Source organism: Actinomadura verrucosospora, from assembly GCF_039540335.1.
GTDB lineage: Bacteria > Actinomycetota > Actinomycetes > Streptosporangiales > Streptosporangiaceae > Spirillospora > Spirillospora verrucosospora.
Genome location: NZ_BAABEV010000075.1, coordinates 1 through 22551, shown reverse-complemented (window position 1 = coordinate 22551; position 22551 = coordinate 1). Strand labels below are relative to the sequence as shown.

Sequence of the window (22551 nt, the reverse complement as noted above, 5' to 3'; positions counted from 1 at the left end):
ATGGCTACGATCCGACTTGAGAGAGGCGCGGACGAGCCGGGAGCGGTCGGCCCAGCGCGACGGGGCGGGCGGGGCCGCGCCGTCGCTGGACGCGGCGGCCGCCCGGGCGCGGGCGGTCAGCACGGCGACGAGCGCCGCGACCTCCTCCGGACCCGGGTCGCCGCGGACGACCCGGAGGAACGGCTTGCTGTCGGCGGTCACAAGATCTCCAACATTCCCGGCGTGTCCCCGCTAGAGCGGGATGTTCCCATGCTTCTTGGGCGGCAGGGTCTTGCGCTTCTCGCGCAGCGCCCGCAGCGCCCGCACGACCTGCCCGCGCGTCTCGGACGGCTTGATCACGTTGTCGATGTAGCCGCGGTCCGCCGCGATGTAGGGATTGGCGAGCGCGTCCTCGTACTCGGTGATCAGCTCGGCGCGGCGGGCGTCGGGGTCGTCCGCGGCGGCCAGCTCGCGCCGGTACAGGATGTTGACCGCGCCCTGCGCGCCCATCACGGCGATCTGCGCGGTCGGCCAGGCCAGGTTGATGTCGGCGCCGAGGTGCTTGGACCCCATGACGTCGTAGGCGCCGCCGTAGGCCTTGCGGGTGATGATCGTGACGAGCGGGACGGTGGCCTCGGCGTAGGCGTACAGGAGCTTCGCGCCGCGCCGGATGATCCCGTTCCACTCCTGGTCGGTGCCGGGCAGGAAGCCGGGGACGTCCACGAACGTCAGCACCGGGATGTTGAAGGCGTCGCACGTCCGGACGAACCGGGCGGCCTTCTCGGAGGCGTCGATGTCGAGCGTCCCGGCGAACTGCATCGGCTGGTTGGCGACGACGCCGACCGAGTGGCCCTCGACCCGGCCGAAGCCGACGATGATGTTGGGCGCGTACAGCGCCTGGACCTCCAGGAACTCGCCGTCGTCCAGCACGTGCTCGATGGCGGTGTGCATGTCGTACGGCTGGTTCGGGGAGTCGGGGATGAGGGAGTCGAGCTCCTCGTCCACCTCGGAGGGGTCGACGGGCACGTCGAACGCGGGCGCGTCCGAGAGGTTGTTCGACGGCAGGTACGACAGCAGCGCCTTGACGTACTCGATCGCGTCGTCCTCGTCCGACCCCTGGTAGTGGGCGACCCCGGAGCGCGAGTTGTGCGAGTGGGCGCCGCCGAGCTCCTCCATGGTCACCTCCTCGCCGGTGACCGTCTTGATGACGTCCGGCCCGGTGATGAACATGTGGGACGTCTGGTCCACCATGACGATGAAGTCGGTGATCGCGGGGGAGTACACGGCCCCGCCCGCGCACGGCCCCATGACCAGCGAGATCTGCGGGATGACGCCGGAGGCGTGCACGTTCCGCTTGAAGATCTCCGCGTACAGGCCGAGCGCGACCACGCCCTCCTGGATCCGCGCGCCGCCCGAGTCGTTGATGCCGATCACCGGGCAGCCGGTCGTGACCGCGTGGTCCATGACCTTGCAGATCTTCTCGCCGAAGACCTCGCCGAGGGAGCCGCCGGAGACGGTGAAGTCCTGGCTGAAGACCGCGACGGGACGTCCGTCGACCGTGCCGTACCCGGTGACGACGCCGTCGCCGTAGGGGCGGTTCTTCTCCATCCCGAAGTTGGTGGAGCGGTGCCGCGCCATCTCGTCGAACTCGACGAACGAGCCGGGGTCCAGGAGCGCGTCGATCCGCTCCCGGGCCGTCATCTTGCCCTTGGCGTGCTGCTTCTCCACGGCGCGCGCCGAGCCGGCGTGCACCGCCTCGTAGCGGCGCCGTTCCAGATCCGCGATCTTTCCCGCCGTGGTGTGGATGTCGTAGTCCACCGGGGGTTCAGGGGCTTCCATCGCCATGCGCGCCAGGGTAACCGCCCGCTGATGCGGCGCTCGCGGCCGGGGCCCGCTGACCGGGACGGACGCGGGCCCGCGGGAGGCGCGGGCCGGTGGGGAAGCGCCTCGCGGCCTCTCGTTACCCTTGGTCGGGTGGCTACGAAGACGCGAGACATCCTCCGGCAGGACATGCCCGAACCGCTGCGCCGCGACGTGCGGCTGCTCGGCGCCATGCTCGGCGACTCCCTCGTGGAGTACGGCGGGCCGGGACTTCTGGAGGACGTCGAGCGGCTCCGCCACGCGGTGATCGCGGCCCGCCGCGGCGAGACGGGCGGGGACGACGTCGCCGCGATCGTCGACGGCTGGTCGCTGGAGCGCGCCCGGCAGGTCGCCCGCGCGTTCACCGTGTACTTCCACCTGACGAACCTGGCCGAGGAGCACCACCGCATCCGGACGCTGCGGGAGCGCGACACCGGCGGCGCCGTCTCCGGGTCCGTGGCCGCCGCGGTCGAGGAGATCCGCGCCGCGGGCGACGGCCGGCTCGACGCCGTCGTCGAGGGCCTGGAGTTCCGGCCGGTGTTCACCGCGCACCCCACCGAGGCCCGCCGCCGCGCGGTCGTCACCGCCATCCAGCGGATCAGCGACCTGCTGGCCCGGCTGAACGGCGACCCCGGCGCGAGCGAGCGCGAGGAGACCGAGCGCAGCCTCCGCGAGGAGATCGACCTGCTGTGGCGGACCGCGCTGCGCCGGATCTCCCAGATGGACCCGCTGGACGAGGTCCGCACCGCGATGGCCGCGTTCGACGAGACGATCTTCCGGGTCGTCCCGCACGTCTACCGGTCCCTGGACCGCGCCCTGGACGGCGAGGGCTCCGGCGCCCGGCCGCCGAAGGCCCGCCCCTACCTGCGGTTCGGCAGCTGGATCGGCGGCGACCGCGACGGCAACCCCTACGTCACCGCGCAGGTCACCCGGGACGCGGTCATGATCCAGGCGGACCACGTCCTGCGCGCCCTGGAGGCGGCGTGCGCCCGGATCGGCCGGGAGCTGACCGTCCACGAGTCGACGACCCCGGCGTCCGGCGACCTGCTGAACGCCCTCGCCGCCGCCCGGACGGCCCACCCGCGGCTGCTCGGCGAGACCGCCAAGCGGTCGCCCGGGGAGCCGCACCGCCAGTTCCTTCTGCACGCCGCCGCCCGCATCTCCGCGACCCGCGAGCGCGACGCCGACCTCGCCTACGCCTCCCCGGAGGAGCTGCTCGCCGACCTGCGCGCCGTCCAGGACTCCCTCGCCGCCGCGGGCGCCCCCAGGCAGGCGTACGGGCGCGTCCAGCAGCTCATCTGGCAGGTCGAGACGTTCGGCTTCCACCTCGCCGAGCTGGAGATCCGCCAGCACTCCGAGCTCCACGAGAAGGCCCTCGCGGAGGTGCGCTCCGGAGGCCCGCGCTCGGAGATGACCGAGGAGATCCTGGAGACGCTCCGGGTCATCGCCTGGATCCAGCAGCGGTTCGGCGTCCGCGCCTGCCACCGCTACATCGTCTCCTTCACCCGCTCCGCCGAGGACATCGCCAACGTGCACGCCCTCGCCGAGACCCTCGGCGAGGGCGCCCCCGTCCTGGACGTGATCCCGCTGTTCGAGACCGGCGAGGACCTGGAGCGCGCGCCGTCCGTCCTCGACGGGATGCTGGAGATCCCGGCCGTGCGGCGCCGCCTGGAGGACACCGGCCGCCGCCTGGAGGTCATGCTCGGCTACTCCGACTCGGCCAAGCAGCTCGGCCCGACCAGCGCCACCCTGCGGCTCTACGACACGCAGGAGGCCCTCGCCGCGTGGGCGGCCCGGGCCGGCGTGACGCTCACGCTGTTCCACGGGCGCGGCGGCTCCCTGGGCCGCGGCGGCGGACCCGCGAACCGCGCGATCCTGGCGCAGGCGCCGGGCTCGGTCGGGGGCCGCTTCAAGGTCACCGAGCAGGGCGAGGTCATCTTCGCCCGGTACGGCCACGCCGAGATCGCCAAGCGGCACGTCGAGCAGGTCACCAGCGCCGTCCTGCTCGCCTCGACCGACGCCGTCCAGGACCGCGCCCGCGAGGCGGCCGCCCGCTTCCGACCCCTCGCCGACAAGATCAGCGAGGCGGCCAGGGCCGCCTTCCGGTCCCTCATCGAGACCGAGGACTTCGCCCTCTGGTTCGCCCGGGTCAGCCCCCTGGAGGAGATCGCCGAGCTGCGCATCGGCTCCCGCCCCGCCCGCCGCAAGGCCGCCCGCGGCCTGGAGGACCTGCGCGCCATCCCCTGGGTGTTCGCCTGGACGCAGACCCGCGTCAACCTCCCCGGCTGGTACGGCCTCGGCAGCGGCCTCGCCGCCGTCTCCGACGACGGCCGCGACCTCGCCGAGCTCCGCGAGGCCTACGAGGCGTGGCCGCTGTTCAACACCCTCCTCGACAACGCCGAGATGAGCCTCGCCAAGTCCGACCGGGCGATCGCCGAGCGCTACCTGGCCCTCGGCGAGCGCCCCGAGCTCTCCGAGACCGTCCTGACCGAGTACGACCGCACCCGCCGCCTCGTCCTGGCGGTCACCGGCCACGACCGCCTCCTGGAGAACCGCAGGGTCCTCTCCCGCGCGGTCGAGCTCCGCAACCCCTACGTGGACGCGCTCTCCCACCTCCAGTTGCGGGCCCTGAAGGCGCTGCGCGCGGGCGTGGAGGACGACGCGGAGCGCGCCCACCTGGAGGACCTGCTCCTGCTGTCGGTCAACGGCGTCGCCGCCGGCCTCCAGAACACGGGCTGACCATGATCAGACCCGCCTCCCAGCCGGACCGCCTCCGCATCGAGGAGATCGTCGAAGCGGCCTACGCCCCCTGGGCCGAGATCATCGGCGCCCGCCCGATCCCCATGGACGCCGACTACGCGACCCTGATCGACGCGGGCCAGGTCTTCGTGACCGTCCCCGGGGACGGCCTGATCGTCCTCGTCCCCGAGGACGGCGTCCTCCTGATCGAGAACGTGGCCGTGGACCCCGACCGCCACGGCCGGGGCATCGGCCGAACGCTCCTGGCGTTCGCCGAGGAGCGCGCCCGCACGCTCTCCCTGCCCCGCCTGCGCCTGTACACCAACGAGCTGATGACCCCCAACATCGCCCTCTACGAGCGCCTCGGCTACCACGAGACGGGCCGCGAGACCATCGGCGGCCGCGGCATCGTCCACATGGCCAAACAGGTGCCCTCCGGCCCGTAAGGCCCTGATCGCGGCCACCGGCGACTGGGACCTGGCCGAGGACTGCGGCCCCGTGACGCTGCCGGACGCCTTCGAGGGCCGCCGCCAGCCGATCGCGTACTACATGGTGTGGTCTGCCGGTAGGCCCGCCGCCGAGCAGTGCGACGGCTGCACGTACTTCACCTGGGAGGACTCTCCCGAAGGCCGGCCGCGCGAAGGTTCGGTCGACGGTGGCTTCTTCCGCACCGACGGTCGCCCGACGGCCCAGTGGCCCCGCCTGAAAGCAGGCCACTCCGACACCCTGACTTAGAACCTCAGCCGGGGCACGGGCAGGCGCGTCCCAACGAGGGTTCCAGGGGGTCGCCCCCTGGGCTAGCTCGGCCAGACCGGCTTGCGCTTCTCGTTGAAGGCGGCGATGCCCTCGCGGCGGTCGGCGGAGAAGGCGACGGTGCGCCAGGCGTTCTCTTCGAGGTCGAGGGCGGCTTCCAGGGCGGCGCCGCCGCCCTGGCGCATCGCGCGCTTGGCGGCGCGGACGGCGGTGGGGGAGTTGCCGGCGATGACCTCGGCGATGCCGAGGGCCTCCTCGCGGGCGGTGCCCGCGAGGACCCGGCGGTCGGCGAGGCCGTAGGCGAGGGCCTCCTCGATGCCGAGGCGGCGGCCGGTGAAGACCAGGTCGGCGGCCTTGCCGGGGCCGAGGCGGCGCAGCGCGAGCTGGGTTCCGCCGCCGCCGGGCACGAGGCCGACGCCCACCTCGGGGAGGCCGAACACGGCCGACTCGTCCGCGACGACGATGTCGGCGGACAGCGCGAACTCGCAGCCGCCGCCGAGGGCGTAGCCGTGCACGGCCGCGACCACCGGCTGCGGGAGGTTCAGGACGCCGCCGAACGCGGCGCGGAAGACGGGGCGCTGCGCGAGGATCTCCTCGTCGCTCATCGCGTTGCGCTCCTTGAGGTCGGCGCCCACGCAGAACGCCTTCTCCCCGGCGGCGCTGAGGACCACCGCGCGGACCGACGCGTCCGCCGCGACCTCGGCGCACACGCCCGCGAGGCGCCGGGCCATCGCGGTCGACAGGGCGTTGAGGGCCTCGGGGCGGTCCAGCACGATCTCCGCGACGTGCCCGTCGCGCCGCAGCGTCACACCATCCAGCGTCGCACCATCCATGGGGGCACCCTAACGAGCGCGGCCGCCGCGGCCGGACGCCGGTCCCAAGATCGACTTCGGGATGAGGTTGGATTGGTCGTGTGAGCGACTCGCGTTATGGGGATCTCGGCCGACCGCCGCTGCACGAGGCGGCGCTGCGGCGCGCGCTCGTGCGGGAGGGCGGGCTGTGGCGGGACGTCCGCGTGGTGGAGGAGACCGGGTCCACCAACGCCGACCTCGCGGAGCGGGCGCGGGAGGGCGCGCCGGAGGGGACCGTGCTGGTCACCGAGCTGCAGACGGCGGGCCGGGGGCGGCTCGGGCGGACCTGGACGGCGCCGCCGCGGTCGGGCCTGACGTTCTCAATGCTGCTGCGCCCCCGCGTCCCGGTGGCGCGGTTCGGGTGGGCGTCGCTGCTGACCGGCGTGGCGGTCGCCACCGCCCTCCGCCGGATGACCGCTTGGTCGCAGGCGGGGGAGGGGTTCCTCGGCGACGGCGGCGAGGGCGGTGAGGACGGCGACACCGCGGTGGACGTGCGCCTCAAGTGGCCGAACGACGTGCTGGTCGGGGACCGCAAGCTCGCCGGGATCCTCGCCGAGATGGTCGACGGCGGGCTCGTGGTCGGGGTCGGGCTGAACGTGGGCCTGCGCGAGGAGGAGCTGCCGGTGCCGACCGCGACGTCCCTCGCGATCGAGGGCGCGCCGCTCAGCGACCGGGCGCCGCTGCTGCGCGCGATCCTGCGCGAGTTCGGCACCTGGTACCAGGAGTGGACGGCGCTCGGCGGCGATCCGGAGAGCAGCGGGCTGCGCACCGCGTACCGGGACCTGTGCGCGACCCTCGGCCGCGAGGTGCGGGTGGAGATGCCCGGCGGCGAGCGGCTGACCGGGACGGCGCGGGACGTGGACGAGGAGGGCCGCCTCGTGGTGGCCGGACCGGCCGGCGACACGGCGGTCAGTGCGGGCGATGTGGTGCACGTCCGGTGAACGGGACGAGGCGATCCGGCATCCGTCCGTTGACGTTGATGCTGATCTGCGACGATATGTGCGGGTACCGATTCACGACGCCGCCGCCACGGCCCACGGCGGCCGCGGACTGAGGGGCGGATGATGGCGGCCGGATTGCCGGATCCGAAGGAGATCGAAGAGCTCCTGCTGGGCGGCGAGCTGCGGTACAACCGCGTCGAGGCGGTCCGGCTGTCCGGCGTGTCGCGGGACTTCGCCGGACGGATCTGGCGGGCGTTCGGCTACCCGTCGATGCCGGACGAGACGATCGCCTACACCGAGGGCGACGTGGCGGCGCTGGACCGGCTCCGCCGGCTCGTCGACGACGGGATCCTGGACGAGGACGGCGTGATCCGGCTGGTCAGGGCGTTCGGCCAGACCATGACGCGGCTCGCCGAGTGGCAGGTCAACCTGCTGCGCAGCATGCTGACGCAAAACCTGACCGAGACGCCGTCCGCGGAGGCGGTGGACACGGTGGTGGACATCGCCGAGAAGCACATCGGCGACTTCGAGCCGCTGGTCCTGCACGCCTGGCGGCGGCAGCTCGCGGCCGCGGGGACGCGGGCGCTGGCCGCGGCGGCGAGCCGGGAGAACGGCGATTCGGCGGGCCGGCCGATGACCACGGTCGGGTTCGCGGACATGGTCTCCTTCACCCAGGTCAGCCGGGAGCTGGAGGAGATCGAGCTCGCCCGCGTCGTGGAGTGGTTCGAGGAGACCGCCGCGGACATCATCGCCTCCTGCGGCGGCCGGCTGGTCAAGACGCTCGGCGACGAGGTGCTGTTCAGCGCGGCGACGCCGGAGATCGGCGCGGAGATCGCGCTGACGGTGGCGGCGGCGATCCAGGACGAGACCGAGGTCCCGGACGTGCGGGTCGGCGTCGCCCACGGGCCCGTCCTGCCGCTGATGGGCGACGTGTTCGGCACGACCGTGAACCTCGCGGCCCGGCTCACCTCGCTCGCCCGGCCGGGCGCGGTGGTGATCGACGCGGAGCTGGCGGCGTGCCTGGAGAAGGCGCCGGGCTACGAGGTCACGCGGATCGTCAAGCGCCCGGTCCGCGGTCTCGGCATCATCCAGCCGTACGTGCTGCGCAGGAGCGGCGGGCGGGCGACGTAGGGCTCAGACGGGGCTCGGGCCGCCCTCGCCGGGCGGTTCGGTGAGGCGCTGCAGGTAGTTCTGCTCGCCGAGGGCCTGGACGAGGCTCAGCTCGGTCTCCAGGTAGTCGATGTGCTCCTCCTCGTCGGCGAGGATGTCCTCGAAGATCCGTGCGGAGGTGACGTCGCCGCGCGAGCGCATCAGCTCGATGCCGGGCCGCAGCCGGGCCACGGCCTCCATCTCGATCTCCAGGTCCGCCTTGAGCTGCTCGACGATCGTCTGCCCGATGCGCAGGGTGCCGAGCTTCTGGTAGTTCGGCAGGCCCTCCAGGAACAGGATCCGGTCGGTGAGCCGCTCCGCGTGCCGCATCTCGTCGAAGGACTCGTCGCGGGTGTGCTTGGCGATGCGGGTGAAGCCCCAGTTCTCCTGCATCTTGGAGTGCAGGAAGTACTGGTTGATCGCCGTGAGCTCGGCGGTGAGCTGCTCGTTCAGCAGAGCGATGATGTCGTTGTCGCCTTCCATGGCCCCATGCTTCCATGCCGGGCCGGATCCGGGACAGTACCTAATCGCCCACAGCGCGTTCCCCTATTGGAACGGAACGTGAGGGAGGGGTCTGTTCAGGCGGCGGTCGTGGACGCGGGATCGTTGCCGCCGAGCAGGGCGTCCGCCAGGGCCGTGGAGGCGCGGTACTCGCTGACCATCGTGTGGATGCGTTTGGTGCACAGACCGCAGCCCGGCTTGAAGCCGCAGGCCGCCTTGACGGCCTTGGCCGTCGTGCAACCGCTCGCCATGCAGCCGTGAACGTCGTCCTCGGTGACGGCGTTGCAGATGCAGACGTACATTCCGGTGGGAGACCTTCCGTGCGGCTCGTCCTCTTCGCAGCGTGCCCCACCGGCGCCGGTTAGGGCGCCCTCATTAAGGTAAGGCTCCCCTAACGTAACCCACGGATGTCCGTTCTGGCCAGTGGGGTCCTGATCGGTGTGATCCATCCCCCAGAGGGAAGGGCTTCCGGGGTGCGGCCCCCGGAACGTGCGCGGTCGGGCGCCCGGCGCCGCACCCTACGAAGGGCGGACCAATTGGCTCAGGTTTGGCCGGGTGACGCCTACCCCCTGGGGGCCCGGTTCGACGGCGCGGGAACGAACTTCGCCGTCTTCTCCGAGGTGGCCGAGAAGGTGGAGCTGTGCCTGTTCGACGGACCGGCGGGCGACGGTGAGGAGACGCGGCTGACGCTGCCGGAGGTGGACGCTTTCGTGTGGCACGGCTACCTGCCGGGCGTCATGCCGGGACGCCGGTACGGGTTCCGGGTGCACGGGCCGTACGATCCGCCGCGCGGCCTGCGCTGCAACCCCTCGAAGCTGCTGCTCGACCCGTACGCCCAGGCCGTCGAAGGCCAGGTCGACTGGGACGAGGCGTGCTTCGGATACAACTTCGGAGACCCCTGGTCGCGCAACGACGCCGACTCGGCGCGCCACACGATGCGGTCGGTGGTCGTCAGCCCGTACTTCGACTGGGGGGACGACCGCCCGCCCCGCACCCCCTACCACGAGACGGTGATCTACGAGGCGCACGTCAAGGGGCTCACCGCCCGGCATCCGGACATCCCGCCGGCGATGCGCGGCACGTACGCGGCGCTCGGCCACCCGGTGATCACGGACCACCTGCGCTCGATCGGGGTGACGGCGGTCGAGCTGATGCCCGTCCACCAGTTCGTCCACGACGACGCGCTGACGAGCCGCGGGCTGCGCAACTACTGGGGCTACAACACCATCGGCTTCTTCGCGCCGCACAACGAGTACTCCTCGTCCGGCCAGCGCGGCGAGCAGGTGCTGGAGTTCAAGGCGATGGTGAAGTCGCTGCACGAGGCCGGGATCGAGGTGATCCTGGACGTCGTCTACAACCACACCGCCGAGGGCAACCACCTCGGGCCGACGCTGTCGTTCCGCGGCCTCGACAACGCCTCGTACTACCGGCTCACGGAGGACGACGGCCGCTACTACATGGACACCACGGGCACCGGCAACAGCCTGCTGATGCGCAGCCCCCACGTCCTGCAGTTGATCATGGATTCGCTGCGGTTCTGGGTGACCGAGATGCACGTGGACGGGTTCCGCTTCGACCTCGCCGCGACGCTGGCCCGCGAGCTGCACGCGGTGGACCGGCTGTCGGCGTTCTTCGACCTCGTCCAGCAGGACCCGGTGGTCTCCCAGGTCAAGCTGATCGCCGAGCCGTGGGACGTGGGGGAGGGCGGCTACCAGGTCGGCAACTTCCCGCCGCTGTGGACGGAATGGAACGGCCAGTACCGGGACACGACGCGCGACTACTGGCGCGGGCAGCCGGGCACGCTGCCCGACTTCGCCTCCCGGCTGACGGGCTCGTCCGACCTGTACGCCGACGACGGCCGCCGTCCCATCGCCTCGATCAACTTCGTGACCTGCCATGACGGCTTCACGCTGCACGACCTCGTCTCCTACGACGGCAAGCACAACGAGGCCAACGGGGAGGGGAACCGGGACGGCACCGACGACAACCGGTCGTGGAACTGCGGCCACGAGGGCGAGACCGACGACCTCGACATCATCTCGCTGCGCGAGCGGCAGAAGCGCAACTTCCTGACCACGCTGTTCCTGTCGCAGGGCGTGCCGATGCTCCTGCACGGCGACGAGATAGGGCGGACGCAGGGCGGCAACAACAACGCCTACTGCCAGGACAGCGAGCTGTCGTGGGTCGACTGGACGGGCCTGCGCGACGACACGTTCTTCGACGAGCGCGGCCCGCTGCTCGACTTCGTCCGCCGCCTGTCGGCGCTGCGCACCGAGCATCCGGTGTTCCGGCGGCGGCGCTTCTTCACCGGCGGCGACGAGAGCTCCAAGCGCACCCGCGCGGGAGCGAGGCCCGAGGATCTGCCCGACCTCGTCTGGTTCACGCCCGGCGGGGCGGAGATGACCGGCCGCGACTGGTCCGCCGGCTTCAACAAGTCCCTCACCGTGTTCCTGAACGGCGACGCGATCGGCGAACCGGACCGGCGCGGACGGCAGGTCAGGGACGCCTCGTTCCTGCTGCTGATCAACGCCCATGACGGGGACCTGGCGTTCGCGCTTCCGCCCGTGCTGTACGGGCAGATGTGGATAAAGGTGCTCGACACCGCCGATCCGCTGCTCGCCGAGGAGGAGTCGCCCGTCGTGAAGTCCCGCGAGAACGTGCCGGTCGCCGCCCGGTCCATCCAGGTCATGCGCCGGGTCTGAGGCGGGGGTACGAGATGGAGGCCGAGCCCGCCCCCGAGGAACCGATGCCCGTCACCGAACCCCCCGAGGAAACCGTGTCCGAGGACCACAGCCCCGAACGGGCGGAGACATCCGAACGCGTGGACGGCGGCGTGCCGGAAGAGGACGCCCTCGCCGCGCCGCCGACCGGCACCTACCGCCTCCAGCTCCGAGGGACGCCCGAGGCGCACTTCGGGTTCGCCGACGCCGCGGCGCTGGCCCCCTACCTCGCGGCCCTCGGCGTGTCGCACGTCTACCTGTCGCCGGTCCTGCAGGCCGCGCCGGGCTCCACGCACGGCTACGACGTCGTCGACCACTCCCGGCTGTCGGAGGAGCTCGGCGGACCGGAGGCGTTCGGCGCCATGGTGACCCGGTTCCGGGCGCACGGGCTCCGGGTGCTGGTGGACGTCGTCCCGAACCACATGGCGATCCCGCAGCCGGCCGGGCTGAACCTGCCCTTCGCCGACGTCCTGGCGGAGGGGCCGCGGTCGCGGTTCGCCCGGTGGTTCGACGTCGACTGGGAGGCCGGCGGCGGGCGGCTCGTCCCGCCCGGCGAGGGCGCGCCCAACTACCGGCGCTTCTTCGACATCTCCGGCCTGATCGGGCTGCGGCAGGAGGACGCGGAGGTCTTCGAGCGCACGCACGCGCTCCTGCTGAACCTGGTCAGGGACGGTCTGGTGGACGGGCTGCGCGTCGACCATCCCGACGGGCTCGCCGACCCGCGCGGCTACCTGCGGCGGCTCGCCGAGGCCGCGCCGGACCGCTGGCTGCTCGTCGAGAAGATCACCGAGGGGGAGGAGCGGCTGCCGCCTGACTGGCCGTGCGCGGGCACCACCGGCTACGACGCGCTCGGCATGATCGGCGGGCTGTTCCTCGATCCCGCCGGGGAGGGGCCGCTGACCGGCTACTACGTGTCGCTGACGGGCAACCCGGCCTCCTTCGAGGAGGTCGAGCGCGACGCCCGGACGCACGCCGCCGAGCACGGCCTCAGGCCCGAGATCGAGCGGCTCCAGCGCGTCCTCGCCCGGGTCGTGGGCGAGCGCCGTCCCGGCCTGGAGAGGGCACTGGTCGAACTGCTGGTCTCCATGCCCGTCTACCGCGCGTACGTCGTGCCCGGGGAGGACGCTCCCCAGCAGGCCGTGGACGTCGTGAACGAGGCCGCCCGCCGTGCGCGCGCGCACCTGCCACAGGACCTGCACGACGACCTCGAGGTCATCGTGGACCTGGCCCTGGGGCGCGGTGAGCGCACCGACGCCGAGTTCATCGTGCGTTTCCAGCAGACCTCCTCCCCGCTCGCCGCCAAGGGCGTGGAGGACACGGCGTTCTACCGCTGGAACCGCATGGCCGCGCTGAACGAGGTGGGCGGCGCGCCGGGCCGGTTCAGCGTCGCGCAGCCGGACTTCCACGCGTTCTGCATCCGGCTCGCCCGCGACTGGCCGTTGACGATGACGACGCTGTCCACGCACGACACCAAGCGCGAGGAGGACGTGCGGGCCTGGCTGGCGGTGTTGTCGGAACTGCCCGCGGAGTGGGCCGAATCGGTGGAACGGTGGCGGAACTGGGGGCCCGGCACATCACCCCTGGAACCGGACCTTGAGTACCTGTTCTGGCAGACGCTCGTCGGTGCGTGGCCGCTCACCATCGGGAGGCTGGAGGAGTTCCTCACCAAGGCGATGCGCGAGGCCAAGACGCGCACTTCCTGGGCCGAACAGGATTCCGGCTACGAGGAGGCCGTCCTGGAGTACGCGCGCGGCGTCCTGGCCGATCCGGACCTGGTGACCGACATGACGTCCTTCGTCGCGAAGCTGGCCCCGTACGCGCGCGTGAACACGCTCGGGCAGAAGCTCGTCCAGCTGGCGATGCCGGGCGTCCCGGACGTCTACCAGGGATGCGAGATGACGGGCCTGTCGCTGGTCGACCCCGACAACCGGCGGCCGGTCGACTACGGGCGGCGCCGCGAGCACCTGTTCCGGCTCGACACCGGGCGGCAGCCGAAGGAGGTGGACGACGAGAAGCTGCTGGTCACGTCCCGGGCGCTGCGGCTGCGCCGGTCCCATCCGGAGTGGTTCGGGCCCGGTTCCCGGCACGAGCCGATCACCGCGCGCGGGCCCGCCGCCGACCACGTCGTGGGGTTCGCCCGGGGCGAGGCCGTCGCGCTCGCCACCCGGCTCCCCGTGGGGCTGGAGAGCCGCGGGGGCTGGAAGGGGACCCGCGTGGACGTCCGCCGTCAGGGCTGGCGGGACGTCCTGACCGGCTGCACGCACATGGGCCCGATCCTGGACGCCTCGCGCGTGTTCGAGCACCTTCCCGTCGCGCTGCTCGTCCCCAGGGAGATCGATCGGTGAGCGCGCGTTTCGAGGTGTGGGCCCCGGCGGCCGGCCGCGTGGACGTCGAGGCGGGCGGCGCCCGGTACGCCATGGAGCCGCGGTCTCCCGATCCGGGGCCTTCCGGATGGTGGGAGGCCGTGGTGCCGGACGCCTCCCACGGCACCGACTACGGGTTCGTCCTGGACGGGGCGGACGAGGTGCTGCCCGACCCCCGTTCGCCCTGGCAGCCCGACGGCGTCCACGGTCAGAGCCGCGTCTACGACCACGGACGGTTCGCCTGGACCGACCGGCACTGGCACGGACGCCCGCTCGCCGGAAGCGTCCTGTACGAGATGCACGTGGGCACTTTCACGCCCGAAGGCACGTTCGACGCGGCGATCGAACGTCTCGACCACTTGGCGGCACTCGGCATCGACGCCGTGGAACTGCTGCCGGTCGCGTCCTTCCCCGGCCGTCACGGCTGGGGATACGACGGTGTTCACCTTTGGGCGCCGCACGAGCCCTACGGCGGGCCCGACGGTCTGAAGCGTTTCGTGGACGCCGCCCATGCGCGCGGTCTGGCCGTAGTGCTGGACGTCGTCTACAACCATCTGGGACCGGACGGGAATCGCCTGGGAAGTTTCGGCCCGTACTTCACGAGCGCCCATGCCACCCCGTGGGGCGACGCAGTGAACTTCGACCAGGAAGGGTCGGACGAGGTTCGCGCGTTCGTCGTCCAGAACGCGCTGATGTGGTTGCGCGACTACCACCTGGACGGGCTGCGCCTCGACGCCGTCCACGCCATCACCGACCACGGCGCGGTGCACCTCCTGGAAGAGATGGGACGCGCCGTGGCGGCGCTCTCGGCCCACCTCGGCCGGGAACTGTTCCTCATCGCCGAATCGGATCTGAACGACCCGCGCCTGGTGACGTCCAGAGAAGCGGGCGGGTACGGGCTGGACGCCCAGTGGAGCGACGACTTCCACCACGCCCTGCACGCCGCGCTCACCGGTGAAAGGCAGGGCTACTACTGCGACTTCGGCTCTCTGGAAACGCTGAAGAAGGCCCTCACCAGAGCCTTCGTGCACGACGGCACCATGTCGACCTACCGGGGACGGCATCACGGCCGGCCTGTGAATGTCCGGGAGACGCCCGCGCACAGGTTCCTCGGTTTTCTCCAGAACCACGACCAGGTGGGCAACCGCGCGGCGGGGGACCGCATCGGCGCCCTTCTGCCGTCTCCTGGCCTGCTCAAAGTCGGCGCGGCGCTGCTCCTGCTCTCGCCTTTCACGCCCATGCTCTTCATGGGCGAGGAATGGGGCGCGACGACCCCCTGGTGCTACTTCACCGACCACCAGGACCCGGAGCTGGCGCGCGCGGTCAGCGAGGGGCGGCGGCGCGAGTTCTCCCGGCACGGCTGGAGCGGCGAGGTCCCCGATCCACAGGCTGTGGATACCTTCCGCCGGTCCGTCCTCGACTGGACCGAACCGGACCGGCCGCCGCACGCCGGCCTGCTCGAATGGCACCGCGACCTGATCGCGCTGCGCCGCTCCCGGCCCGAGTTGAACGACCCCCGGCTGACCGCGGCGACGGTCGAGACGCACGACGGGGCGCCCGGCGGACCGGACGACGGGGCGGACGACGTCGCGGCGCGGTGGCTGACCGTGCGGCGCGGCTCGGTGTGCGTGGCGGTGAACCTCGGTGACCGGCCCGCCCTGGTTCCGGTGCCCGGTTCCGGCGGGACCGCCCCCGGGCTGCTGATCGCGTCGGATCCGGCGATTCGCCTTGACCCGGTCGGCCTCGGCGATTCCGGAACGGCCTCGGTGGTGCTGCCGGGCGCCTCGGTCGCGGTCCTCGACCTGGCCGGGCCCCCCGCCCTGCGGGCGTGATGCGGCCTACATCCCGATCGCGACTGAAAAATGGTGATCGTGGATGTACTACGAGTGGCAAACCGCAGGTCAAGAGCGCGGCGGTAGCCGAGCAAAGGTCAAGTTTGGTCATACGATCGGTTCATGACCTCAGTACTGCTCGCCGAGGACGACACGTCCATCTCCGAGCCTCTCGCCCGCGCGCTGCGTCGCGAGGGGTACACCGTCGAAGTCAGCCCCGACGGCCCTCAGGCGCTGGAGCGGGCGCTCGGGGGCGGCGTGGACCTGATCGTCCTCGATCTCGGCCTTCCCGAGCTGGACGGCCTTGAGGTGGCCCGCCGGGTGCGGGCCGAGGGGCACGGCGTGCCCATCCTGATCCTGACCGCCCGTGCCGACGAGGTCGACACCGTCGTCGGGCTGGACGCGGGCGCGGACGACTATGTGACCAAGCCGTTCCGGCTGGCGGAGCTGCTCGCGCGGGTGCGCGCCCTGCTGCGCCGGGGCAGCACCGAGACTCCGATCGTCCAGGGGGTGCGGATCGACGCCGAGTCGCGCCGCGCCTGGATGGGCGAACAGGAGCTGCAGCTCACCACCAAGGAGTTCGACCTGCTGCGCGTCCTCGTGCGGGACGCGGGCAAGGTCGTGACCCGCGAACAGATCATGCGCGAGGTGTGGGACACCAACTGGTGGGGTTCCACCAAGACCCTCGACATGCATATTTCCTGGCTGCGCCGCAAGCTCGGCGACGACGCCGGCAGTCCCCGCTACATCACCACGGTGCGGGGCGTCGGCTTCCGGTTCGAGCGCGGCGACTAGCTCCGGCCGCCGCGGCCCGGCGGGACGCCGGGGGCCTTCCCGAGAGGCCCCCGGTGCGCGTTGCCGCACGGTCCGCGGCCCCACCCCTGAAGGAGCCCTGATGAGGCGCCGACTGCTCCTGTCGACGCTCGCGGTGGCGGTGGTCGCGCTGCTCCTGCTCGGCATACCCCTCGCCTACGCCGCGCACAAGCTCGTCTACGAGGAGGCCGGCCGGTCACTGGACCGGGAGGCGTCCTCGATCGCGGGCGGCGTGGGCTACAGCCTGGAGGCGCGCCAGCCGGTGACCCCCGCGGTCCTCGCCCGGGAGTACCCGGGACGGCATGTCTCGATCACGCTGCCGGACGGCCGGACGCTCACCGCCGGGCCGCAGCGGCGCGGTCGCGTGCTGTCGGCGACGGCGGCGCAAGGCCGGGTGCGGGTGCGGGTGTCGCGCCCGGAGGCGCAGGTCCGCGACGCCGCGCTGCGGCTGCTCCTGCTCGTCGGCAGCCTGGCCCTGCTCGGCGTGGCCGTCACGGTCGGCCTGGCGATGGTGCAGGCCCGCAGGCTGACGCTGCCGCTGGTCGACCTCGCCGAGACCGCCGACCGGCTCGGCAGCGGCAACGCCCGCCCGCGCCCGCGCCGCTACGGCATCCCCGAGGTCGACCGGGTCGCCGAGGTGTTAGACCGCAGCGCCGTCCGCATCACCGACCTGCTGGTCGCCAGCCGCGAGTTCGCGGCCGACGCCAGCCACCAGCTCCGCACCCCGCTGACCGCGCTGTCGATGCGGCTGGAAGAGATGATCGACGCCGCCGACTACCCCGACGTCGTCCGGGAGGAGGGGGCGGCGGCGGTCGCGCAGGCCGAGCGGCTCGTCGCGGTCGTTGAGCAGCTGCTCGCCCGCGCCCGGCACGACCGCACCGGCGGCGCGGTGCCGTCCCCGATCGACGAGATCATCGCGCAGCAGGTCGAGGAGTGGCGGCCGAGCTTCCGCAAGGCCGGACGGGACGTGCGGATCATCGGCGAGCAGGGACTGGTCGGCATGACCCATCCCGAGGGCCTCTCCCAGATCGTGGCCACCCTCCTGGAGAACTCGCTGACGCACGGCGCCGGCACCGTGACCATCCACACCAAGCCGGGCGCGAGCTCGGTGGTGGTCGAGGTCGGCGACGAGGGCGAGGGGATCCCGTCGGAGCTGGAGCCCCGCATCTTCGAACGCAGCGTCTCCGGCGGCCGCGGCACCGGCCTCGGCCTCTACCTGGCCCGCTCCCTGGCGGTGGTGGACGGCGGGCGCCTGGAGCTGATCCAGTCCCGTCCCGCGGTCTTCGGGGTCTTCCTGCGCCAGGCCGCCGAGGTCCGGCTGGCCGCGGAACGCGTGGTCATGGGCCCCGCCTGAGGGCCCGGCGCCGGTCAGATCTCGGCGTAGTCCTCGGCCGTCCGGTCGAGGGGGCGCCGCAGCCGGGGCGCGCGGCCCGGGGCGGCGCGGGTCGCGCCGGGGCCCTCGGCGGCGGCCTCGGCGGAGGGGGCCTCCGGCAGCCCGGACGCGGGGTCGACGTGCGGGGCGCTCGCCGGCAGGAACACCCACTTCTTGTAGGACCAGAAGCGGAACAGTGTCGCCACCGCGGTGCCGATGACCAGCGCGATGTTGTAGAAGACGGCGCCGTCCAGCCCGAGGACGTAGTGCGAGAAGCCGATGAACAGCTCGGTGATCACCAGGCCGACGCCGTTCAGCGCGAAGAACAGCACGTACTCGCGGCCGAGGCCGGTGCGGTCGCGGTGCCGGAACGTCCAGTAGCGGTTGGCGAGGTAGGAGAACGTCGTCGCGACCACCGTGGCGACGCCGTTGGACGTGAGCGGGCCCACCCCCAGGCCGGTGTGCAGGCCGTTGCCGATCGCGAACGTGATGACGAATGCGATGGCGCCCACGCTGCCGAACTGGGCCAGTTCGCGCATGAGGTGCGCGAACCGCCGGTGGATTCTGGCGACCAGGCTCACGAAGGGGAACCGTCCTTCCGGGCTTGCACTGCTGGGCACGGCGGGCGGCCGGCGACTACGGGGGAGGCACCACGAGGATAGACGTCCGTGGCCCCCGGGACGCCGGAACATGAACGGTAGGCGCTCACCTCCGGTCCGTGCCCATTGCCGGGCCCCCCACACACCGCCGGCGCTCCCCGCGCGCCTTCTCCCCCCGCGCCCCTTCGACCCCCCACAGTCCTTCGACGCGGGTGCCGCGTGGTTCGTTCGCCCCGCCCGCCCGATAGCCTTTCGACGTGAAGGTTCGTGAGATGCCCGTGGTCGGGATGGCGGGCGGAGGGCAGCTCGCAAGGATGACCCAGCAGGCCGCGATCGCCCTCGGCGTGTCGCTGCGCGTGCTCGCCGGGGCGCCGGACGAGTCGGCGGCCAAGGTCGTCTCGGACGTGCGGGTCGGCAACGACCGCGCCCTCGACGACCTGCTGGGCTTCGCCCAGGGCTGCGACGTGGTGACGTTCGACCACGAGCACGTCCCGGGGCCGCACATCCAGAAGCTGGAGGCCACCGGCGTCCCCTGCCGGCCCGGGTCGGCCGCCCTCGCCCACGCCCAGGACAAGCTCGTCATGCGCGAACGCCTGAGCGAGCTCGGCGTTCCCTGCCCCGCCTACGCGCCCGTCCCCTCGCCCGAGCCGCGGGCGTTCCTGGAGGCGTTCGGCCGCGAGCACGGCTGGCCGCTGGTCCTGAAGTCCACGCGCGGCGGCTACGACGGCAAGGGCGTCTGGGTCGTCGGCGACCTCGCGGAGGCCCAGGTCGCCGACCGGCTGCAGGCCGAGGGCGTCGACCTGATGGTGGAGCAGCACGTCGCCTTCGGCCGCGAGCTGGCCGCGCTCGTCGCCCGCTCCCCCTACGGGCAGGGCGCCGCGTACCCGATCGTGGAGACCGTCCAGGAGGGCGGCATCTGCACCGAGGTGATCTCGCCAGCGCCCGGCCTGCCGAAGGACCTCGCCGTCGAGGCGCAGAGCCTCGCCCTGCGCGTCGCCGAGGAGCTGAACGTCGTCGGCCTCCTCGCCGTCGAGCTCTTCGAGACGGACGCGGGGCTGCTGGTGAACGAGCTGGCCATGCGCCCGCACAACTCCGGGCACTGGACCATCGAGGGCGCCCGGACGTCGCAGTTCGAGCAGCACCTGCGGGCCGTCCTCGACCTGCCGCTCGGCTCCACCGAGCCCACCGCCCCGTACACGGTCATGGCCAACGTCCTCGGCGGCGACGACCCGGACGTGTACCCCCGCTACATCCACGTGATGGCCCACGACCCGGGCGTCAAGGTGCACATGTACGGCAAGGAGTCCCGGCCCGGCCGCAAGATCGGCCACGTGACCGCGCTCGGCGCCGACCTCGCCGAGGTCCGCGAGCGCGCCCGGCACGCCGCCGACTACCTGCGCTGGGGCCCCGCCATGAAAGACCATGCTCGATGAGGGACCGTGCGGTGAGCGAGTTCGAGGAGGAGGCGCGCGTGAGCGACCCGGTCGTCGGCGTGGTGATGGGGAGCGACTCTGACTGGCCCGTCATGGAGGGCGCCGCGAGGGCGCTCGAAGAGTTCGGCGTCCCCTACGAGGCCGACGTGGTGTCCGCGCACCGCATGCCGCACGACATGATCGCCTACGGGGAGGACGCGGCGTCCCGCGGCCTCCGCGTGATCATCGCGGGGGCGGGCGGCGCCGCGCACCTGCCGGGCATGCTGGCGTCGGTGACGCCGCTGCCGGTGATCGGCGTGCCCGTCCCGCTGAAGTACCTCGACGGGATGGACTCGCTGCTCTCGATCGTGCAGATGCCCGCGGGCGTCCCCGTCGCGACGGTGGCGGTCGGCGCGGCCCGCAACGCCGGCCTGCTGGCCGTCCGGATCCTGGCCGCGTACGACGACGACCTGCGCGCCAAGATGGCGGTGTTCCAGCGGCACCTCTACGGCGAGGCCAAGGCGAAGGGCGCCCGGCTGCGAGAGCGGCTCTGAGGGACGCCCGCCGCCCGCGCGGCGGCGGGCCGGCCAGGGCCGGTCAGCGCCGCAGGGCCCACTCGACGGCGGGGCAGCGGTCCATGACGACGTCGAGCCCGGCGTCCCTGGCACGCCCGGCCGCCGCCTCGTCGATCACCTGGAGCGGCAGCCACACCGCCTTCGCGCCCGCCGCGATCGCCTCGTCCACCGCCTGCCCGGCGTGCTCGGCGCGGCGGTAGACGCCCACCACGTCCACCTCGGAGGCGTCCGGGACGTCGGCGAGGGAGGCGTACCCCTTCTCGCCGAGCACCTCGCGCGCCTCCGGGTGCACGGGGATGATGCGCTTCCCTCGCTGCTGCATCAGCCGGGCCTGGGTGTGGACCTCCCGCTCCGGGTTGTCCCCGAGGCCGACGAAGACCCACGTCCTCGACTCGTTCAGCAGGCGGCGGATCACGGCCGGGTCGGCGAAGTCAGCGCTCATGCCCGCGACAACACCGCCCGCGGCCGCTTTAGTTCCGCGCCGGTTCCGCGTCAGCCCCGCGTCACGGGCGTCCCAGGGCCCGGTAGTTCCACCCGGCCGCGCGCCACCGCTCGGGGTCGAGCGCGTTGCGCCCGTCCACGATGTTGCGCTCCGCCACGGCCCCGGCGACCGTGGCCGGGTCCATGTCGCGGAACTCCGCCCACTCCGTCAGCAGCAGCACGGCGTGCGCGTCCTGGACGGCCGACATCGCCGACTCGCCGTACTCCAGCGTCGGCTGGGCGCGGCGCGCGTTGCGCATGGCCTGCGGGTCGTAGACGGTCACCCGGGCGCCCTGGGCGCGGATGGAGGCGGCCACGTCCAGCGCGGGCGAGTCGCGCACGTCGTCGGAGTTCGGCTTGAACGCGGCGCCGAGGACGCCGACCGTCCGTCCGGCGAAGGAGCCGCCGAGCAGCTGCCGGGCGAGGTCCACCATCCGGATCCGGCGCCGGATGTTGATCTCGTCGACCTCGCGCAGGAAGGTCAGCGCCTGGTCGGCGCCGAGCTCGCCCGCCCGGGCCATGAAGGCCCGGATGTCCTTCGGCAGGCAGCCGCCGCCGAACCCCAGCCCCGGGCCGAGGAACTTGCCGCCGATCCGGTCGTCGTAGGACAGCGCCTCCGAGAGCTTCGTCACGTCCGCGTGCGCGGCCTCGCAGACCTCCGCCATCGCGTTGATGAAGGAGATCTTGGTGGCGAGGAACGCGTTCGCCGACACCTTGACCAGCTCGGCGGTGGGGAAGTCGGCGGTGATGAAGGGCGTCCCCTCGGCGATCATCGTCCGGTAGACCTCGCGGAGCACCTTCTCGGCGTGCTCGGCGGCGCTCGGCTCGGCGGGCAGCCCGGCCACGATCCGGTCGGGGTGCATGGTGTCCTGGACGGCGAAGCCCTCGCGCAGGAACTCGGGGTTCCAGGCGAGCACGGCGTCGCCGCCCGCCGGCGCCGCCTTGGCGAGCGCCTCGCCGAGCCGCGCGGCCGTCCCGACCGGCACGGTCGACTTGCCGACGACCAGGCAGGGCCGCTCCAGCAGCGGCGCCAGCGACGCGATCGCGCCGTCGACGTAGGTCAGGTCGGCCGCGTACTCCCCGGCCTTCTGCGGGGTCCCGACGCACAGGAAGTGGACGTCGCCGAACTCCGCGACCTCCTCGTAGGAGGTGGTGAAGCGCAGCCGCCCGGTCTCCAGCCCCCTGCGCAGCACGGGTTCGAGCCCCGGCTCGTACACGGGCAGGTCGCCGGCCGAGAGCCGCGCGATCTTCTCCTCGTCCACGTCGAGACCCAGGACCTCGAAACCCAGGTCGGCCATGCACGCCGCGTGGGTCGCGCCGAGGTAACCGGTTCCGATGACCGTCAGCCGGTGGGACAAGGCCTGCTCCTCTCCGTTCGCTGCCGCCGACCGGCGGCCCTACTGGACACGTGCCCGCTGCGGGCGGGTACCCGCGTCGGCCGCCACTGCCTACTGGCCGGTAGCATCGGCGGCATGAGTGCTGACTTTCCCTCGTACGCGCCGTCCGAGGAGCATGAGCTGCTGCGGAGTTCGGTGCGTGAGCTGGCCGAGGCCAAGATCGCTCCTTTCGCGGCGGAGGTGGATGAGGAGTCGCGGTTCCCGCAGGAGGCGTT

General features: G+C 72.6%; 21 protein-coding genes. 13 read left to right on the top strand and 8 right to left on the bottom strand.

Features of this window, described 5'->3' with window-relative positions; genetic code table 11:
* Positions 1-201, bottom strand: a 201-nt coding sequence (locus tag ABD944_RS40890; protein ID WP_345187297.1) for an acyl-CoA carboxylase subunit epsilon, incomplete at its 3' end; no start/stop codon positions are given.
* A gap of 30 nt (positions 202-231) precedes the next feature.
* On the bottom strand, positions 232-1824 hold the full coding sequence (locus ABD944_RS40885; protein ID WP_345187295.1) for an acyl-CoA carboxylase subunit beta: 1593 nt from the start codon (positions 1822-1824) through the stop codon (positions 232-234).
* Between the two features lie 165 nt (positions 1825-1989).
* Between ABD944_RS40885 and ABD944_RS40880 the strand changes: the two genes are divergently transcribed.
* The 3 genes from ABD944_RS40880 to ABD944_RS40870 are packed head-to-tail and all read left to right on the top strand — an operon-like array spanning position 1990 to position 5313.
* Positions 1990-4578, top strand: coding sequence for a phosphoenolpyruvate carboxylase (locus ABD944_RS40880; RefSeq protein WP_345187308.1), 2589 nt, complete (start codon positions 1990-1992; stop codon positions 4576-4578).
* A gap of 2 nt (positions 4579-4580) precedes the next feature.
* Positions 4581-5024: a GNAT family N-acetyltransferase gene (locus ABD944_RS40875; protein ID WP_345187292.1), complete on the top strand. Its 444-nt coding sequence runs from the start codon at positions 4581-4583 to the stop codon at positions 5022-5024.
* A 52-nt stretch (positions 5025-5076) separates the two neighbouring features.
* Positions 5077-5313, top strand: a complete 237-nt coding sequence (locus ABD944_RS40870) for a hypothetical protein (RefSeq protein WP_378189054.1) — start codon at positions 5077-5079, stop codon at positions 5311-5313.
* A gap of 62 nt (positions 5314-5375) precedes the next feature.
* On the opposite strand, the gene ABD944_RS40865 is transcribed toward ABD944_RS40870, so the two are convergent.
* Positions 5376-6164 (bottom strand): enoyl-CoA hydratase/isomerase family protein, encoded by a 789-nt coding sequence (locus tag ABD944_RS40865; protein WP_345187290.1) that lies wholly within the window; start codon positions 6162-6164, stop codon positions 5376-5378.
* An 80-nt stretch (positions 6165-6244) separates the two neighbouring features.
* Between ABD944_RS40865 and ABD944_RS40860 the strand changes: the two genes are divergently transcribed.
* Both ABD944_RS40860 and ABD944_RS40855 read left to right on the top strand, forming a co-directional pair.
* Positions 6245-7123: a biotin--[acetyl-CoA-carboxylase] ligase gene (locus tag ABD944_RS40860; protein WP_345187288.1), complete on the top strand. Its 879-nt coding sequence runs from the start codon at positions 6245-6247 to the stop codon at positions 7121-7123.
* A 123-nt stretch (positions 7124-7246) separates the two neighbouring features.
* Positions 7247-8254 (top strand): adenylate/guanylate cyclase domain-containing protein, encoded by a 1008-nt coding sequence (locus ABD944_RS40855; RefSeq protein WP_345187286.1) that lies wholly within the window; start codon positions 7247-7249, stop codon positions 8252-8254.
* 3 nt (positions 8255-8257) lie between these two features.
* Here ABD944_RS40855 and bfr read toward each other — a convergent pair whose 3' ends face one another.
* On the bottom strand, positions 8258-8755 hold the full coding sequence (gene bfr / locus ABD944_RS40850) for a bacterioferritin (RefSeq protein ID WP_345187283.1): 498 nt from the start codon (positions 8753-8755) through the stop codon (positions 8258-8260).
* 95 nt (positions 8756-8850) lie between these two features.
* On the bottom strand, positions 8851-9075 hold the full coding sequence (locus ABD944_RS40845; RefSeq protein WP_345187280.1) for a (2Fe-2S)-binding protein: 225 nt from the start codon (positions 9073-9075) through the stop codon (positions 8851-8853).
* 234 nt (positions 9076-9309) lie between these two features.
* On the opposite strand from ABD944_RS40845, the gene glgX reads away from it, so the two are divergent.
* The 5 genes from glgX to ABD944_RS40820 all read left to right on the top strand — a co-directional run bounded on the left by glgX (position 9310) and on the right by ABD944_RS40820 (position 17855).
* Positions 9310-11475, top strand: coding sequence for a glycogen debranching protein GlgX (gene glgX, locus ABD944_RS40840; protein ID WP_345187278.1), 2166 nt, complete (start codon positions 9310-9312; stop codon positions 11473-11475).
* A 74-nt stretch (positions 11476-11549) separates the two neighbouring features.
* A complete protein-coding gene (gene treY / locus ABD944_RS40835) occupies positions 11550-13838 on the top strand; it encodes a malto-oligosyltrehalose synthase (RefSeq protein WP_345187276.1) in 2289 nt (762 codons plus the stop codon).
* Entirely contained in the window at positions 13835-15688 is a 1854-nt protein-coding gene (gene treZ, locus ABD944_RS40830) for a malto-oligosyltrehalose trehalohydrolase (protein WP_345187273.1), read from the top strand. The genes treY and treZ overlap by 4 nt, the downstream gene beginning before the upstream one ends.
* 123 nt (positions 15689-15811) lie before the next feature.
* Complete coding sequence (locus tag ABD944_RS40825; protein WP_026402549.1) at positions 15812-16483, top strand: response regulator transcription factor; 672 nt, start codon at positions 15812-15814, stop codon at positions 16481-16483.
* 100 nt (positions 16484-16583) lie between these two features.
* Entirely contained in the window at positions 16584-17855 is a 1272-nt protein-coding gene (locus ABD944_RS40820) for an ATP-binding protein (protein ID WP_345187269.1), read from the top strand.
* Between the two features lie 14 nt (positions 17856-17869).
* On the opposite strand, the gene ABD944_RS40815 is transcribed toward ABD944_RS40820, so the two are convergent.
* Positions 17870-18454 carry a GtrA family protein gene (locus ABD944_RS40815; RefSeq protein ID WP_345187267.1) on the bottom strand — a complete coding sequence of 195 codons (585 nt, stop codon included), beginning with the start codon at positions 18452-18454 and terminating at the stop codon, positions 17870-17872.
* Positions 18455-18744: 290 nt separating this feature from the next.
* Here ABD944_RS40815 and ABD944_RS40810 point away from each other — a divergent pair, with 290 nt between their 5' ends.
* Entirely contained in the window at positions 18745-19905 is a 1161-nt protein-coding gene (locus ABD944_RS40810; RefSeq protein WP_345187304.1) for a 5-(carboxyamino)imidazole ribonucleotide synthase, read from the top strand.
* Positions 19906-19970: 65 nt separating this feature from the next.
* Positions 19971-20438 carry a 5-(carboxyamino)imidazole ribonucleotide mutase gene (purE, locus tag ABD944_RS40805; RefSeq protein ID WP_345187302.1) on the top strand — a complete coding sequence of 156 codons (468 nt, stop codon included), beginning with the start codon at positions 19971-19973 and terminating at the stop codon, positions 20436-20438.
* A gap of 43 nt (positions 20439-20481) precedes the next feature.
* Here the strand turns inward: purE and ABD944_RS40800 are convergent, their stop codons facing one another.
* Together ABD944_RS40800 and ABD944_RS40795 are read right to left on the bottom strand one after the other, a co-directional pair.
* Entirely contained in the window at positions 20482-20901 is a 420-nt protein-coding gene (locus tag ABD944_RS40800; RefSeq protein WP_345187266.1) for a CoA-binding protein, read from the bottom strand.
* A 61-nt stretch (positions 20902-20962) separates the two neighbouring features.
* Positions 20963-22297 (bottom strand): UDP-glucose dehydrogenase family protein, encoded by a 1335-nt coding sequence (locus ABD944_RS40795; protein WP_345187263.1) that lies wholly within the window; start codon positions 22295-22297, stop codon positions 20963-20965.
* A gap of 114 nt (positions 22298-22411) precedes the next feature.
* On the opposite strand from ABD944_RS40795, the gene ABD944_RS40790 reads away from it, so the two are divergent.
* The coding region (locus tag ABD944_RS40790) for an acyl-CoA dehydrogenase family protein (RefSeq protein ID WP_345187300.1) at positions 22412-22551 on the top strand (140 nt) is incomplete at its 3' end.

Coding starts and splice junctions, on each gene's coding strand:
- ABD944_RS40865 (WP_345187290.1), bottom strand. CDS start 6,164: ATGGATGGTGCGACGCTGGATGGTGTGACGCTGCGGCGCGACGGGCAC.
- ABD944_RS40825 (WP_026402549.1), top strand. CDS start 15,812: ATGACCTCAGTACTGCTCGCCGAGGACGACACGTCCATCTCCGAGCCT.
- bfr (WP_345187283.1), bottom strand. CDS start 8,755: ATGGAAGGCGACAACGACATCATCGCTCTGCTGAACGAGCAGCTCACC.
- ABD944_RS40855 (WP_345187286.1), top strand. CDS start 7,247: ATGGCGGCCGGATTGCCGGATCCGAAGGAGATCGAAGAGCTCCTGCTG.
- ABD944_RS40845 (WP_345187280.1), bottom strand. CDS start 9,075: ATGTACGTCTGCATCTGCAACGCCGTCACCGAGGACGACGTTCACGGC.
- ABD944_RS40885 (WP_345187295.1), bottom strand. CDS start 1,824: ATGGCGATGGAAGCCCCTGAACCCCCGGTGGACTACGACATCCACACC.
- ABD944_RS40800 (WP_345187266.1), bottom strand. CDS start 20,901: ATGAGCGCTGACTTCGCCGACCCGGCCGTGATCCGCCGCCTGCTGAAC.
- ABD944_RS40810 (WP_345187304.1), top strand. CDS start 18,745: ATGCCCGTGGTCGGGATGGCGGGCGGAGGGCAGCTCGCAAGGATGACC.
- ABD944_RS40875 (WP_345187292.1), top strand. CDS start 4,581: ATGATCAGACCCGCCTCCCAGCCGGACCGCCTCCGCATCGAGGAGATC.
- purE (WP_345187302.1), top strand. CDS start 19,971: ATGGGGAGCGACTCTGACTGGCCCGTCATGGAGGGCGCCGCGAGGGCG.
- ABD944_RS40880 (WP_345187308.1), top strand. CDS start 1,990: ATGCCCGAACCGCTGCGCCGCGACGTGCGGCTGCTCGGCGCCATGCTC.
- ABD944_RS40820 (WP_345187269.1), top strand. CDS start 16,584: ATGAGGCGCCGACTGCTCCTGTCGACGCTCGCGGTGGCGGTGGTCGCG.